Source organism: Enterobacter cloacae complex sp.6700776 (assembly GCF_048284255.1).
GTDB lineage: Bacteria > Pseudomonadota > Gammaproteobacteria > Enterobacterales > Enterobacteriaceae > Enterobacter > Enterobacter intestinihominis.
This window is the reverse complement of record NZ_JBLVYK010000001.1, coordinates 262968-278575: the sequence shown is the minus strand read 5'-3', so window position 1 is coordinate 278575 and position 15608 is coordinate 262968. Positions and strand designations below refer to the sequence as shown.

Annotated in this window: 15 protein-coding genes; all 15 read right to left on the bottom strand. The window is 55.4% G+C overall.

What is annotated here, in order from left to right:
- Positions 1-5: 5 nt before the first annotated feature.
- The 15 genes from ACNQ0T_RS01515 to tssM all read right to left on the bottom strand — a co-directional run bounded on the left by ACNQ0T_RS01515 (position 6) and on the right by tssM (position 15607).
- Positions 6-998: a hypothetical protein gene (locus tag ACNQ0T_RS01515; protein WP_063147832.1), complete on the bottom strand. Its 993-nt coding sequence runs from the start codon at positions 996-998 to the stop codon at positions 6-8.
- Positions 999-1014: 16 nt separating this feature from the next.
- Complete coding sequence (locus ACNQ0T_RS01510) at positions 1015-1812, bottom strand: PP2C family protein-serine/threonine phosphatase (RefSeq protein WP_022648406.1); 798 nt, start codon at positions 1810-1812, stop codon at positions 1015-1017.
- The gene (tagH, locus tag ACNQ0T_RS01505; RefSeq protein WP_417929428.1) at positions 1809-3584 is read right to left on the bottom strand and encodes a type VI secretion system-associated FHA domain protein TagH; all 1776 of its coding nucleotides are present in this window, start codon (positions 3582-3584) and stop codon (positions 1809-1811) included. The genes ACNQ0T_RS01510 and tagH overlap by 4 nt, the downstream gene beginning before the upstream one ends.
- A 511-nt stretch (positions 3585-4095) precedes the next feature.
- Positions 4096-5085, bottom strand: a complete 990-nt coding sequence (locus ACNQ0T_RS01500) for a hypothetical protein (protein WP_046619491.1) — start codon at positions 5083-5085, stop codon at positions 4096-4098.
- A 46-nt stretch (positions 5086-5131) separates the two neighbouring features.
- On the bottom strand, positions 5132-5485 hold the full coding sequence (locus ACNQ0T_RS01495; RefSeq protein WP_038416232.1) for a T6SS amidase immunity protein Tai4 family protein: 354 nt from the start codon (positions 5483-5485) through the stop codon (positions 5132-5134).
- Positions 5482-5964 (bottom strand): type VI secretion system amidase effector protein Tae4, encoded by a 483-nt coding sequence (locus ACNQ0T_RS01490; protein WP_417929627.1) that lies wholly within the window; start codon positions 5962-5964, stop codon positions 5482-5484. The genes ACNQ0T_RS01495 and ACNQ0T_RS01490 overlap by 4 nt, the downstream gene beginning before the upstream one ends.
- Positions 5965-6022: 58 nt before the next feature.
- Positions 6023-6505, bottom strand: a complete 483-nt coding sequence (locus ACNQ0T_RS01485) for an Hcp family type VI secretion system effector (protein ID WP_014884229.1) — start codon at positions 6503-6505, stop codon at positions 6023-6025.
- 180 nt (positions 6506-6685) lie between these two features.
- The gene (locus ACNQ0T_RS01480) at positions 6686-7135 is read right to left on the bottom strand and encodes a T6SS amidase immunity protein Tai4 family protein (protein ID WP_417929427.1); all 450 of its coding nucleotides are present in this window, start codon (positions 7133-7135) and stop codon (positions 6686-6688) included.
- On the bottom strand, positions 7120-7614 hold the full coding sequence (locus ACNQ0T_RS01475) for a T6SS effector amidase Tae4 family protein (RefSeq protein WP_417929425.1): 495 nt from the start codon (positions 7612-7614) through the stop codon (positions 7120-7122). Before ACNQ0T_RS01475 ends, ACNQ0T_RS01480 begins: the two co-directional genes overlap by 16 nt.
- Positions 7615-7617: 3 nt before the next feature.
- The gene (locus ACNQ0T_RS01470) at positions 7618-8043 is read right to left on the bottom strand and encodes a Rap1a/Tai family immunity protein (RefSeq protein ID WP_046619487.1); all 426 of its coding nucleotides are present in this window, start codon (positions 8041-8043) and stop codon (positions 7618-7620) included.
- 79 nt (positions 8044-8122) lie between these two features.
- Complete coding sequence (gene tssC, locus ACNQ0T_RS01465; protein ID WP_417929424.1) at positions 8123-9622, bottom strand: type VI secretion system contractile sheath large subunit; 1500 nt, start codon at positions 9620-9622, stop codon at positions 8123-8125.
- A gap of 3 nt (positions 9623-9625) precedes the next feature.
- Positions 9626-10150: a type VI secretion system contractile sheath small subunit gene (gene tssB, locus ACNQ0T_RS01460; protein WP_022648413.1), complete on the bottom strand. Its 525-nt coding sequence runs from the start codon at positions 10148-10150 to the stop codon at positions 9626-9628.
- Between the two features lie 75 nt (positions 10151-10225).
- Positions 10226-11242 carry a type VI secretion system protein TssA gene (tssA, locus tag ACNQ0T_RS01455; protein WP_023306457.1) on the bottom strand — a complete coding sequence of 339 codons (1017 nt, stop codon included), beginning with the start codon at positions 11240-11242 and terminating at the stop codon, positions 10226-10228.
- 11 nt (positions 11243-11253) lie between these two features.
- Complete coding sequence (gene tagF / locus ACNQ0T_RS01450) at positions 11254-11970, bottom strand: type VI secretion system-associated protein TagF (RefSeq protein WP_417929422.1); 717 nt, start codon at positions 11968-11970, stop codon at positions 11254-11256.
- A gap of 16 nt (positions 11971-11986) precedes the next feature.
- Positions 11987-15607, bottom strand: a complete 3621-nt coding sequence (gene tssM / locus ACNQ0T_RS01445; RefSeq protein WP_023306458.1) for a type VI secretion system membrane subunit TssM — start codon at positions 15605-15607, stop codon at positions 11987-11989.
- Position 15608 lies beyond the last annotated feature (1 nt).

The window sequence follows — 15608 nt, the reverse complement described above, 5'->3', positions numbered from 1 at the left end:
CCTCCTTAATTCGCCGCGCGCCAGGCGCCCACAGCCGGATCGCGTAGCTGCGGACGCAGCGTGTCAATCAGAACAACGTTCAGCTCCGCGCCCGGTGCAACCCATGCGCTCCAGATCTTCTTCACCTCTGCGATACGCGCCTGGAGTCTGGCGTCGTCGCTGGCGATCTCACGGGTGATTTCCACCGCCACCGTGCCGTTGCTCTTCCAGCCGTTCAGGGTGCTGTCGTACGGTAGGATCATCCAGCTCTGGTCGCTGTTCGGGGTGCTGAAGACCATGCGCTCTTTGTTAACGGAGGTGATCAGCGCCTTTTCAGGATCGACCGCGTTGTTCAGTCCCATCACCGGGAAGCCGTGAATGTAGGTGACCGGAATCGCTTTCTGCGTCCCGTTACGATTCTGCGTCACCACGGTGTGGCCGCTGAGCCAGCTGCCGTTACCGCAGCGAGTGGTGTCGGAATCGGGAATAAACAGCGCTGGCGCGGAGGAACCGCCCTCCCAGAAGGTGCGCAGGTGGCAACCGTCCTGAAGGGTGAACTCCTGCCATGGCGTACGATCTGCCGCCACGGTGTGCGTCTCCGGATTCTGGTCAGGCGGTAGCAGCGCGCCTGAGGTGGTGGTGGTGGTCGTTGCCGCCGCCGTTTCCTGCTGTTTCACCACCAGCGCCCAGTCCTGCGCTTTAGCCGCTGTGCCCCGGGCAAGCGTCGTGCCTTCCGGATCGTTAAGCGTCCAGTTCAGGGTATTCAGTTTGCTACACTGGTGCTCCAGCAGCGAGCCAAGGCGCGGCACGAAGTTTTCCAGCACCGAAACCTCTTTCTTGCCGTTCGCCACGATACGCAGCGCCACGTCCGCCTTACACCAGCTTTGCGGCGTATTGTCTTTAATGTTGTCGATCCAGATATCCAGCTTCTGCGCAGGAGACTGCACGATGCGGAAGTTTTCAGCCTGTGCGGTGGTCGCCACCGTCAGAAGAGCCAAACCCGATAGCCAAAGTTTCATATCAATCCTTGTGTGTCTAATCAGTTCCGCAGGGAAGAAATTGTGCTGCGTCAGAGAGCGTATGCAGCAAAGTGGTGTCCTGAGGGTTGCCCATCCACACCGCCACGGCGGTATAGTTATCCTGAGCTTTGCCCTCCTGTTCAGCATTCTTTTGAATGATTTGGTTCATCAAGGTCAGCCACTCTTGTGGCGTATTGACCATGTGCAGCGACTGTTTCATCTGCTCTTCGCTGACGCCGTGCCAGAAACCGTCGGTGCAGAGTAAAAACGCATCACCGTCTTCAACCTGCACGACATCGCTGTAGCTCGCTTCCGGTCCGCCATTCTCAATACCCAGCGCCAGATACAGCAGGTTGCTGTTGAGATCGTCGGTCTGATGCCCGGCATCTTTCATCTGCTGCACCAGGCTGTGGTCGGTGGTGACGTGCCACAGCCAGCCGCGGCGAAACAGGTACAGGCGGCTGTCTCCGGCGTGCGCCCAGTAAGCCAGACGGTAATCCCTGTCGATAAACAGGCTGACCAGCGTGGTGCCCATCCGGCGATAGTCCTGCACGGCCTGTTGTTCGCTGAGGATGGTGCGGTTCGCCGTTTGGACGTAGTCACGAATATGCTGCGCATTCAGGTGCTTGTCGCCGTCAAAGCGGGAAATAATGCTGTTGCGGGCCAGCTCAGCGGCCACCTCGCCGCCCGGCAGGCCCGCAATGCCGTCACAGACGACAAAGCAGGCTGAACGTTCCCCGATGGTTTCTCCCGTCTGATCCTGGTTGCTGGCGCGCGTCCCCTGGCGGGAGAGAGAAGCCGTTGCGATATTCATTTTTCTTCCGATCCGCTTTGTGAGTCTTTGTACTGATTGACCTCCATGTCATAGGCATGGAGGAAGGCTTCGCCAAACAGGGTATGGAAGTCGTCCTCGATCTCGCCCGCCGTCTCGCCATAGCTGCGAACAAAATAATCCCACAGCGCGGCTTTACGGCTGCCCGGCAGCGCCAGGCGTGACGTCATTCCGTTCTGTTTCGCCTGCTCTTCCAGCTGTTCCGGGTTAAAGGATTGCAGCATGGCGGCGATAATGGCGCGGATACCGGAGATCATCCCCAACTGGTGCGCCTGCAGATCGATCAGCGCATCACGCACCGATTTGGTCGGCGGCATAAAGCCCGGCATCGGCGTGCCGAACATCTGGATCAGGACCGTTTTACCGGTTGGCAGCAGCTTGAACGGGTTGTTGGCATCGTCGAGCACCATGGTCATATCAGCCTTCACCCCGCGCTTGAGGATGGAGCGCGAGGAGAGCAGCGCCACGGTCCCCTGCGAGAACATGCCCAGGATCTGCCCCAGCTGACGCATATTTTCCCGGTCAAACTGCGGCACCGGCTGCATTTCGCTCAGGCCCATGCCCTCCAGCAGCGCCTCCAGCAGTTCGCCCTGAAGCACCTCGCCCCGCTCGCCGGTCTGCGCGGAGGCAGCAGGCGATGCAGCGTTTTTAACCGGGTCGATACGCAGGCGGCCTTTCGGCGCCTGCGCGTTGCTGCGCGCCACGGCCTGCGGCATTGGCATGGTGAAGCCAGCGTAATCGGGACGCGCGGGCTCCTCTTCCGCGCGCGGCGCGTCCTGTGGTTCAGTCGGTTCCGGATCGAACAGTGGTGAACTGGCAAGCGCATCCTCTTCCTGTGCGGCTTGCGCTTCAGGCTTTGGCTCCGGCTTATCAGCCACGATTTCATCCGGATGGGTTAACGGCGCGCCGCCCATCAGGCCAAGGGGGTCATCGTGACGCGCGGCAGGCGCGCTCGCCGACCCGCCAAACAGGGCTAACGGATCGAGTTCATCCGACGCCTCTTCCTTTGGCTGGGCAGGTTTGCTTTCGTCCGGCTGTACCAGCGTTGAAGGGGTGACATCGTCAAAGATGCTCTCTTTTTTAAACAACGCTTCATCGCTGAACAGCGTGTCCGGGTCCACGTTTTTACGTTCAAGCGACGGATCGGCATCGTTGAACATCGCCAGCGGGTCTTCGGCATTCCGCTCCGGGGCCGCAGGCTGGGAGAACGGGTCGTGGGACGCGGCGGGCTGTGGCTTTGCCCGGTTGCTGGAGATGCTGTCGGAGATGGAGAACTCCTGCATCAGGCTGTCCCAGATTTCCGACGGCACGGCCGTAGGTTCAGCTTTTCCGCGAGGCGCGGCGCTGGCCGGTTTCGGTTGTGCCGCCGGAGCAGGTGTCGCCGCTGGGCGCGCCTGCTGCATGCTGGCCGCCATGCGGCTTACGGGCTGGGTGTCATGAATGAGTTCGCTGACTTCAATGCGATAATCATCAATACCGAGAATATCCCCATCCTGAAGCTCAACCTGACGCCCACGCTCCAGCGGAATATCATTCAATACCACGCGGGTGACGCTGCCACGGTTCGTGACGCGACATTCGCCGCTGGCGTCGACGTGAACGATGGCCTGCAAACGCGAGATGGTGCGATCGTTGTCCGGCAGCACCAGATTGTTATCCGTACCGCGCCCAATGGTGCCGCCCGGGGCATAAAAATCACAGCTGCTTTGCGGCGGCTGATGACCGGGTTTCGTAGAAATAATCGTGAATCGCATGGCGTATTCCTGCTGGTAAGATTAGCGCTCAAACGCTGCCGCTCTCGGGGGTGAGAACGGCGGGGTTTAGGTGTTAATTCAGAAAGGCATCATTTAAATTTCAGAATAGGATTACATATTATTAACGATGGAAAGAATTAACAGCACTAAAAATATAATAGTGGCAATAATGATTTTTCTTCTGTACGACTTAACCCATGATAACTCAAAGGCAGACAAAATTTCATTGCACGACTGTGGCTCAAGCCAACGACACTCAGTGAGTCTCACACGCTTACCCTGTAAGATCCGTGATAAAATTGTGGTGAGAAAACCAAACCCCCAGAATCCAAGATTTTGCCAGGTTTGATAATCTTCTTTTTTGAGCAACTGTTGATTTGTGAATATCGAATATATTTGGTTAACCTGGCGATGTTTTTTCCGATAGTCTATATAAAATGAAATAACCAAGATTATAAAGGCAGCAAAAAGACATATAATAACAGCAGAGTAAATATTATTAAAAATCACTTTATTCTCCGCTAAAAATTAAGTTATTGAGCTGTTCTCCTGCAAACCCACCGATTTGTGTTCCACCCGCAGCCCCGACTGCACCAACCACTAAACCACAGATGAGTGTTCCTGTCCCCGCTGTGGGTACACCTAATGCAAGACAAATGGGAGCCGCCAGGGATGAGCCTAATGCAGCACCAGCGACACCACCTCCAAATTTGCTATATTCAGTCACTGCAACCCTGCTGCACTCATTTTCTCTTCCAGTGGTGCAGGCATGATAAACTTCGTTAGACGTGTTCACAAAAGAAAAACCTAAAGCAACCCATCCGCCTGCTTTCAGATAAGAGGTGATTTTGGCAGTTCTGTCAATATATGTTGAGTAACCTGGGATTGCGCCAATCCCAACAGTACTCCATTCATGGACAATTGATTTCGTGGAAAGCCCTAATGCTCTCTTAAGATCCGCATAATCTTTAAACTTAAGCTGTTTTTTAGTTATTTTATTTAACAAGGGTTTCAATTGTGCGAAAAGCGCATTGCGCTCAGCATAAAACTGTTGGCCGAAAAGCGCACCTTGTGTTCTGTACTGATTTTGATAGGTAGCTTCAATTTTAATTAAAATATTTTCTATTTGCTTAAAATATGACTCACCAGCACCACTCACACCACCGACGATTGTATCGCCCCAGCCTGTTATGGCTTTTATATTATCATAATTATTTTTCAAAAATTCAGCAGTGGCCACGTCCAAAGTCGCAAGCGCGTTGGTTACCTTCTTTTTCGCAATGGCTAAACTATTAATCTGCTGTGTTTGATTATCGCTACGTGGATCAGCGACAATTAATATTTGTCCAGGCTTGAGCCACGCAGTGTCTTTATTCAATTGCATAAAATACTCGGATTTTTCATTGCGCACATTGCCAAATAGCTGTCTTGCCTGAAAATCCAGAGTGCCGGGTTGCTGAACAACACAGTAACCTGGAGCAACGTTTGACGGACTTGCCATGGAAACTCCTTGTATTCTTTTTAATTTTTTAGCTTTTGCAGAAGATTTATTTTTGCACACTGAGTTGGCGAATCGCATCGCTATGGGAAATTAGGCTGCACTTTAAAACCTCATAGTTTACCGGTGCTGTACCACCTAGCTTCTGTTTCAGTAAGGTGTTAATAACCTCGTCGGCCTTTTCGAAATTCTCGGCAGGCAGGTTACTGGCTTCCAGCCATGCTGCGGCGCTTGCCTTTGCATCATTTTTCAGTGTCGTACTATCCGCAATCTTTCCGATACAGCGATTTTGCACCCAGTTTTCAAAAATCTGTTGCTGAGAAAAGGTATTAACGTCCGGCAGAGTTTGGGCGAAGGTATATGAGGTATTCAACGCCAGCACGAAAGCGAGTAAATGTTTCATTTCAGGCTCCAGAGCGTAGCGCTGCCAGGAATAAACGAACCATTACCGGGAGAACCCAGAAAATGGCAATCATCGGAGCAAATATTCCCATTCCAGAGCGTAACATGTCCAGTGGCATCGCTCCAGCCATGACCGGTAAAGATGATAATGCCTTGCTTACCTGCAAATTGGCCTGGTGTTGGAGACGTCAACGTCAGATCTGCATTACCCAGTACAGTTGGCAGAAAAGCAATCATATCCTTTACGCGATACATGTAACGTTTTTTATCACTCCCCGTAACCGTCGCATATCTGCTGTTGGCAGGAATTGGAACGCCACAATAATTTAAAACGTAGCTCATACGAATGGGGCATGCATTTTGAAAAATTCCGGCTTCGATATTGTGCTGGACTTTTCCACCCAATAATTTACCCACCGTCTCGACATTGACATTAACTTCTCTGAATCTGTTCCAGGCTGCACCAAAAGCAGGACGCATAAGTATTTTCCCTTTTAAAAAGCACAGGATAAAGTGAGCCCTTTCGGGCCCACTCCTGTTATGCTTCTTTGTTTTCTTTGATGTTCCAGCCAGCGCTGCTTTCAGCACCTTTACCACCGGCAGTGGTCTGCTCCCAGTACTGCTGTTTCACTTTCGCAGCCTGGAATGCATAGGTCACGCCAACGGTATCGCCGTTGTCGGCACCGGTGTACTGAACGGAAGTCACGAGAACGTCTTCCAGGGTGATGCGGGTGTATTCAACCTGCTGACCACCCGCTTTGCAGACGGACAGTTCAACTTTGGTCAGGTGCTTACCGCTTGCGCAGTGTTTCAGGATTGCTGTAGTGGATTTGTCGATCAGAGCGTTAACGTGCAGATCGTTAAAGTTAACCTTACCGGCACCGCCGCCGCCACCAACGCTCATATTACCCGGCTGGGACGCGCCCCAGGAGAAGGAGGTAATATCAGTCCAGCCGGTGTGGTTAGAATCTTTAGATTCGCCCGTAACACCCTCGACCTTCAGAAACATATCAATAGCCATAATATCTACTCTTCGTGGATGAACAATATTGCTTTCGAAAAAGCCCTTATATGGCAAACAGGAAAGCATGGGGCTGAATAAAACCGTCCATATTTTACCTCTGCCTCATATCAAACGACCCGTGTCATTTGATAGTCTTACATTCCCCCTGAATGAACGGAAAGAATGTGAAGTCTTTTACTACGGCGGATTATCCTGAATCCAGGTACGATCAGGATCGCCAATGATGAGCTGCGGAACCAGTTTATTCAGTTCGTCGCTATGATAAAGACGTAGACAATTTAAGGTTACGCCTTTTACATCAGGTTTGCGCTCCGAGTGGAAACCATTAATTTGGTTTTTATACTTCCCAATAATGGCGTTAACTTTGTCAGTACCGTTTTCAGCATCAAACGGCATCCACTCAATAAATGCACTCGCACTGCGGGCCGCATCAGCAGAAAATTGACTGCCTTTATCTGCAACCTGCGCAAGGCAGCGCGCCAGGACCAAATCTTTTACCACCTGCCGGTATGTTTGCTGCTGATAAAAATCAACGTAAGGGTTGTCACTGCGAGCAGAAAAAGATAAGCAAGTGAACAAAAATAATGCGGTCTTTAGAAACCTGAATATAATTATTTTAATTCCCAAAACCAGATTTCCTGACAGTACGGAAAGCAATCGGAGTTACATATAAACGAATTATTACTCAGAGGCTCGATAAGGTCGATATGACCACCCCCATACCCATCAATTTTATTGAAGAAAACAACACCTTTTCGGCCCAACATTGAGCGTGCACCAGCCTCGCGGTCTTTAAAGATTTCTGCCTTGCCAAACACATGGGATTTAAAAAGCTGATCGGCAAGTAATTTTGCGCCAGGCTCGATTGTTTTTCCCTTATAGGGACCGGTCTTTATGGGTAAACGCCCTGTAAATTCAACATTGCATTTTAACAATGCCAGGCTCATTCTTACCGCACAGGTATTTTCGTATGCCGGTTGTTGCTTGATAATCGTCGAATAATCGTAGCCAATTTCTGAAAAAACCTGTTCACCCGAGGCAAAACCCGCGCGTGTGTGATTTGAAGAGTAATGCTGACGTTTAAGTTGTTCGTACAATGGTCTCATCTGTCACTCTCCTTTTTTGCACGGGCGTAATTCTTTCATGCCGTCAATGATGATTTTTGAAGCGCGTTCCTCGCCTTGCTGTTTCGATAAGTCCGCAAAACGAGAATAGAGAAACTCATGTATTGTATTTGGCAAAAAAGGCCTGCCCTTGCACCATGCAGTGCCCTCAGACGCGTCGACTACGCCGAGAAGATACATATTTGCCTTAATGCGTTCACGTTCATTCGTTTTCGACAGCCAGGCTTTAGCAAAACGCTCTGCACTCAGATTTAAATCGTACCCTGTTAACAGCGTAGGATCGCGTTGGAAGTTTGATGTGTCATCCTGAGGCAATGCTTCCGCTTGAGGGTATTTGTAATTTCCTGCCTCCGCGCTTGCGAGAGTAGAAACTGCCAGCAAACTGGTCGCGATCAAAAGTATATGTTTCACCGTCTATCCTTATTCACTGACAGAAACAAGCTAAGCTCTTCCTCTCAAATTGCCGGCCCCTTCGGGCCGGCAATCATTATTACGCGTCCTTCGTCTTCAGCGACGGCAGTTTAGATACCAGACGCAGGGAAACGGTCAGGCCTTCCAGCTGGTAGTGTGGACGCAGGAAGAACTTCGCGGCGTAGTAGCCCGGGTTGTCTTCAATTTCCTGCACCTGCACTTCCGCCGCCGCCAGCGGTTTACGGGACTTGGTTTCCTGGGAGGAGTTCGCCGGGTCACCGTCGACGTAGTTCATCACCCAGTCGTTCAGCCAGCGTTCCATCTCTTCGCGCTCGCGGAAGGAGCCGATTTTGTCGCGCACGATGCACTTCAGGTAGTGAGCAAAACGACAGCAGGCGAACAGGTAAGGCAGACGGGAGGCCAGGCGCGCGTTAGCGGTGGCATCCGGGTCGTGGTACTCGGCCGGTTTTTGCAGGGACTGCGCGCCGATGAAGGCGGCGAAGTCGGAGTTTTTGCGGTGAACCAGCGGCATAAAGCCGTTTTTCGCCAGTTCCGCTTCACGGCGATCGCTGATGGCGATCTCGGTCGGGCACTTCATGTCCACGCCGCCGTCATCGCTCGGGAAGGTGTGGCACGGCAGGTTTTCCACCGCCCCGCCGGATTCGACGCCGCGAATCGAGGTGCACCAGCCGTACTCTTTAAAGGAGCGGTTGATGTTGGCCGCCATCGCATAGGCCGCGTTCGCCCAGGAGTAGCTGTTGTGGTTCGCGCCGTCGGTCTGCTCTTCAAAATCAAAGCTGTCGACCGGGTTGGTGCGAATGCCGTACGGCAGGCGCGACAGGAAGCGCGGCATGACCAGGCCCAGATAACGGGCATCTTCCGATTCACGCAGTGAACGCCAGGCGGCGTATTCGGTGTTCTGGAAGATTTTGGTTAGATCACGCGGGTTAGCCAGTTCCTGCCAGGACTCCATCTGCATCACGCCCGGTGCGGTACCGGTGATGAACGGACAGTGGGCCGCGGAGCCAATGCGCGCCATCTCGCCCAGCAGCTCAACGTCCTGCGGGCTGTGGTCGAAGTAGTAGTCGCCCACGATGCAGCCAAACGGCTCGCCACCGAACTGGCCGTACTCCTGCTCGTAGATTTTTTTGAAGATCGGGCTCTGGTCCCAGCCCACGCCCTTGTAGCGCTTCAGGGTGCGGCCCAGCTCCTGCTTGGAGATGCTCATAAAGCGGATCTTCAGCATCTCGTCGGTTTCGGTATTGTTCACCAGGTAGCTCAGGCCGCGCCAGGCGCTCTCCAGCTTCTGGAACTCCTCGTGGTGAATGATCTGGTTCACCTGCTGCGAAAGCTGCTCGTCAATACCGGCAATCAGGTTCTGAATGGTGCGGTAGGTATCGTTTGAGAAGGTCACGGTGTTTTCCAGCGCCTGCTGCGCCAGGGTTTTTACCGCGCTTTCTACGGCAGAGCGCGCCTGATCGGTTTTCGGGCGGAACTCTTTATTCAGCAGCGCGCTGAACTCGTCCTGGCTTAAGGCCTGGCCCGCCTGCTGATCGTGTTGTTGAGTCTGGTTGCTCATCGATTATTCCTCGCTACCTTTCGCACTTTCGTCATTTTTTGGCATCTGGCTCAGGGATTTGAGCAGCGTCGGATCCTGAAGGATTTTTGCAATCAGCTCTTCCGCGCCGTTTTTGCCGTCCATGTAGGTCAACAGGTTAGAGAGCTGGGTACGAGCCTCCAGTAGCTTGTTCAGCGGCTCAACCTTGCGGGCCACCGCGTCCGGCAGGAAGTCGTCCATGCTGTCAAAGGTCAGATCGACGTTGAGCTTACCTTCGCCGGTCAGGGTGTTATCCACCTGGAACGCCACGCGCGGCTTCAGCGCCTTCATGCGTTCGTCGAAGTTGTCGATGTCGATTTCAAGGAACTTACGCTCGTCGACGGCTGGCAGGTTTTCCACCGGCTTGCCAACCAGATCGGCCATAACGCCCATCACAAACGGCAGCTGAATTTTGCGTTCTGCGCCGTAGATCTCTACGTCATATTCGATCTGCACGCGGGGAGCACGGTTGCGTGCGATGAATTTCTGTCCACTGTTACTCATTGCCATGATGTTCTCCATCAAAGATGCGCGGTGAAGGTGAAACGGCAGACTCCATGCCTGTCGTCATAATGCCAGGACGCGTCATTCGCGGCGTCCAAAGATGTTTTCCAGTTGGTTAACGCCGTCTGGCGCCAGGTCGCGAATAATGTCCATAAAGTTGAGTTCAGACAGCCGCTGCACCCGTTCAATCATCAGCGGTGCGGGGTGGCTGGGTTCGTACTGCGCAAAATACTGTTTCGCTTTTTCCAGCATCAGCTGCGCGTCGGCGCGGCTGGTCACCTGCACGCTGCGCCAGTCCGTCACCTGCTGAACGGGCGACGCGGTCACCGGCTGCGGCTCGGCGTGCTGCTCAGCCTGCGCGTCACGGTTCGGCAGCAACTTGCTGATATCGGTCACCTGACAGGCGCTCGAAACTTGCCCGACGGTTTTCAGCAGCTGTTCCATCTCCGGTACGCCACTTTCCCCGAGATAGCCGGTAAGCAGTTCACGGATGGCGAGCAGGCGTTCGTTGATCACGATTACCGCTTCGGTGCCTGGCTGATCGCCCCGGGCCAGCTCATCGATCAGTCGTGGACGACCGCCCGGATAATCCGGACACTCTGTTTTACTGCCATCAAGCAGCGCCTGGGCGTCACGGAGCGAAATCTCATCGCCGTTAGAGCGGAGCAGTGAGGCGTTACGCACCGCGACCGTCAGGTCAGATTTATCGCTCAGCCCGGCGAGGGCGTTAATGCGGTAGAACGGATCGGTTTCGCCATACTCTTCCAGCAGCGGGTAAAGTTGCTCCCAGTAACGGGACAGGGCTTCCTGCACCAGCAGTAGCCCGTCGGCGTAACCTGCCAGCCCGCGACGACGCGTCCAGGCATGGGTTAACGCCAGCATGACGCGAAGATCTTTGGTGCGGCCCAGCAGGCTGGTGGCGAGTCTTTCCACCGTGTTCCAGTCGGCAGGCTCTGCCGGAATGATGGTGTCGCCAAACTGCTGTTCGGCTTTGCCCTGACTGGCCTGCCCCATGGCCTGGAAATCAGCGTCGTACTCCAGGTTTTCACCGCAGGGGTTATCGGGGCTTATCGGCGCGAGAAATTCATCGATATTCATAAGATCCCTGCTTATTCAAACATAGGCGGGTAAAGACCGTGGCGGCCCGGACGGGCGCCGCCTGCCGGATCGAACAACAGCGTAAAGAGCTGCCCGGTGAAGTTTCCGCTGTGGACGTGGGTGTAAAGCGGATAGCCGTCGCAGCGGTTTGTCCACCAGTAGCTGGTCTGGCGCAGCGGATCAAAACACTCCGCCGCCTGCGGCCAGCCCAGCGTGCTCTGACCCTCGTCGTCATAGCCAATCACGTCGAGAATGTCGGAACGCTTTTGCGGCTCAACCGGCTGGGGCGCCGGGATGGTCATCAGCATTTCATCCAGCTGGGAGGCAGAATAGCTGTTACGCACCGCGTGCAGCCCCAGACGGCCAAGCTGCTGGTACCAGCTTTCAGCCTGCCCGAGCAGACGGGATGACCACTCGGCCGGGGTGAAGCTCAGTTGCAGGCATACCGGATAGTGACGGCCTACGCTGTCACGGCCCGGTAGCAGGCAGCCCATCTGAATCATCTGGCTACCAAGCATCGGCGGGACGACAAAGTTCCACACCGGGGCTTTAGAAAACGGGCGCTCGCCGCTGCGCTGCTCTTCCTGTTGCCAGGCCAGCAGGCCGACCTGAAACCAGTGCGACCACTGGCGTTGCAGGCTATCCGGAAAGCGACGCTGCAAAAAATCTCCGGCGCTGGGTAATTTGCCATACCAGCTATAACGGTTCATCGCAGGGGTATTCGTCATACGGCTGTCCTTGCGGTTATGGGCATGAGAAACGGGGAAGCTGGAACGGGTTACGGATGCTGTTCGGGGCAAACTCCAGCGTGACCTGATGTCCGTCGACGTTGAAGGTGGCCTGACGGCTCAGGCTACCCGCGCCAGGGCTGGTGCGCGCCTTGTCGAAAAAGCGGTTGAGCGCCCAGGAACCGTTGGTCACCAGCGTTGCGGTGCTGCCATTGGCAAGACCGAGCTGCATACGCACCTGGTTCGTCCCGCCCGGCCCCGGCCAGGTCATGATCTGCACCGCCTGCGGACCGTGGCTGTAGCGCAGCAGTTGGCCGTCCACGTCCAGCGTCAGGTTCAGAATGGTATTGTCCATACGCACGGTGCGCACCGTCACCTTGAAGGATGGCGTGGTCGCGCCGTTTGCGAAGAAGGCATCGCGGACAGACTGCGCCTGCTGGAACGGACGCAGCAGCCCTTCACTGCCCGGCAGCGTTTTACCGTCGATGCCCGGCATAAAGCGCCAGTTCGCCTGGGTGGTGTCCACCTTGTTGGTCAGGTTGTCGCGGAAAAAGGTGTCCATCAGTCCGGTGCCCGGCGCGAACATGCGGGCGAGATCGTCCGGCGTCACCTCAGTGCTGGCGCTGCGCACCAGCGGATAACGCCCGGCAATCGCCTGACGGCAGAACCCACCCACTTCCACGTTAATGCGCTTACGCACGTTCTCCAGATCGCGACGCTGAGTGTCGCTGCTGGCGCCGACGGCCATATTGCTGAACATGGTTTGCAACCCGCCCGGCAGACGTCCCGCGCTGGCTTGCAGGCGGCTGATTGCATCGCCGCCCGGCGCGGGCATACCGCTGTTGGCTGCATCCTGAACGGCGGTCAGGTAGCGATAAAGCTCGTCAACCTGCTTAAGAAAATCATCAAAGACGATGGTCTTGCCGCCCTTCTCCAGCGGCTGCGCCAGCTCAATCATCGGCGCATAGTGGTCGGTCACCAGTTGTTCAGGCGCCTGCGTCACAACCGCGCCCTGCGTCGGGGCATTGTCACCGTTGCTGAACAGTGCTTCCAGCGTGCGGGTGGCGCGGTTGCTTTGGTCTTCCGCTTTCTGCGCATCTTCCGGCGCAGGCGCAGTGCGCGACAGGGTCAGCACCTTGCTCAGGTTAAGTACCAGACGGCGCAGCGGCGAATTGGTGCCTGAAAGCAGGCGCGCGGTGTTGATACGCTGGGAAAGATCGGCGCTGTTGTTGAGCTGAATGTCAGCGAGAAAGCGATCCCAGTTAACGATAAAGTCGCGCATGTAGAGCTGACGCACGGCGTTGTCGATCTGCTGTTTATCTTCCTGGGCAGTGGTCGCTCCCAGTACCCAGGCATCGTCCTCGTGCAGGGCAGTGGTCACGCTGTCGATCTGGTCGTTGAAGCTTTTCCAGTAGCCGTCCGGCGTGTAGAGGCCCGGTACGCCCTCACTCACCGGCTTGCCGCTTTTGCGCGAAAACACCAGCTCGCTCTGCGGGCCGCCGAGATCAGAAAGCGAAACCGGCTTCAGGTTCTCATCATGCTCCAGCAGACGTTTCAGGCGGCCATATACACGTGTTGAGAGCGGCTGCTGGTTGATCAGCGCCCTTTCACGGGCCACCAGATCCTCATCCTGCGCATACGGTGAAGCCTGAATTTTTGGCTCCAGCAGCTGCGTCAGGTGCCATTCCAGCTCCTGAAGCTGCGCCTGCGTCACGTTCTGCGGCAGGTTGCGTTGCAGGTTGAGCATCACCCACGAGTGCAGGAATTTACCGTCATAATGCTTAGGCTGGTAGAGCATCTGATAGGCTTTCAGCGCCTCATAGCTGTACTCCACGTCGCTGCCGTTGTCGTTGCGCAGCCAGGTGGTAATGTGCATCGCCACGGCAGGCAGCAGCATCTGATCCAGCGCCTTCTGATACAGAGACTGCGAGGCATCGCTGACGTCATCCCCGCGATAAAGCCCCATGCGGCGGGAAACCGGCGGGTTGTTAACGTCGAAGGCATCGCTTTTCGGCAGATCCACCAGGCTGTTAAGCAGCGGCAGAAGCGCAAACAGATCGCGCTGGGGCTGGTTTTGCAGCGCCTTGCTCTGCTGCTCCAGCATCGGCACTTTTGCATCTACCTCTTCCAGATAAGCTTTATTTTTGGCGTAGCTGGTCAGCCACAGACCACCCAGGATCACCAGCAGGGCCAGCAGCGCCGCGTAGCCGGACCACATCACGGCGCGGTTGCGCAGCTCCCACCAGCGGTTTTCCCCGGCGATGCCCGCTTCCTGGAAAATCACGTTTTGCAGCAGATTTTTAATGAAGAAGCTTTGGCCCTTCGCGCCCGGGATCGGCGCCTCTTTGCTTACCGAATCCCAGCGCGTGCTTTCCTCCCCTTCAGGTAAGGAGAGCGCGCGGTTCAGCTCGCCCATCACGCGGTCAAACGGCATCCCTTCCTGGGTGCCGCTGGCAAAGTAGATGCCGCGCGGCGAAAATTCGGTTTCGAAGTTTGAGCGGGCAAAGACCGTGCTCAGGTAGTCTGCCAGCAGCGGACGCAGCGCGGCGAACTCCTGCGGGAAGAGATAGGCTTCCGCACGGGTTTTGGCGTCATGCTCTTTAAGCATGGTTTCCGGCAGGCCAGCATCCAGACGCTGTTGCAGCAGGGAAAATTCCTGCTGGAAGTTGCCCATCAGGTCGTAATCGGCGTGTTTGGTCTGCTCCCACGGCAGCGTAAAGCCCCAGATCTGATCGCGCTGGGCTTTGTCGTAATCCGCAAACCAGGCGCGGAAGCCTTTAAGCAGATCCGCTTTGGTCACCATCACATACACCGGGAAGCGAATACCCAGCTGTTCATGCAGCTCGGAGAGACGCTGGCGCAGGTTGACCGCCTGCTGGCGGGAGGCCTCAGCGGACTGCGAAAGCAGGTCGGAAATGCTGATGGTGATAATCACGCCGTTGATGGGCTGGCGACGGCGGTATTTACGCAGCAGGTTGATAAATTCCAGCCACTCCCCGGCGTCCTGAACCTGCTCGCTCTCCTGAGTGGTGTAGCGCCCCGCGGTATCCAGCAGAACCGCCTCGTTGGTAAACCACCAGTCACAGTTGCGCGTGCCGCCAATGCCGCGCAGCGCGGTTTTACCGAAGCGGTCCGCCAGTGGGAATTGCAGCCCGGAGTTGGCCAGCGCGGTGGTTTTACCTGAACCCGGCGCGCCAATAATGACGTACCACGGCAGCTGATAGAGGTACTGCGTACTGAAGCGCTGCGTCCACTGCGCGCCATGTCCCGCTTTGCTGAAGTGGGCTTTTTTCAGCATCTGGGCGGCTTCATCGAAACGCCCGGCAAGGATCTGCTCCTCGCTGTTCAGACGTTTCTGCGGATCGGCCGCCTCCGGGCTGGTGGTATTTTCGTTAAGCTTGTCCATCAGCTTACGGTTCAGCCAGGCGTTATACAGCCGCGGCAAAATGTGGCTCTGGGCCCAAATCAGGTAGACCACCGCAATGCTGATGACGCGGTTCTGCTCTGATTCAAGGGGCCGGGTGTCCACGATGGACAACAGCGGGCCAATCATCCAGATGACCGCCGCGAGCGCCGTTACGCCCAGGAAGCTCCACAGAATGCGATTGGTCAGTATAGAAAGTAGAGTAGTCAGCATC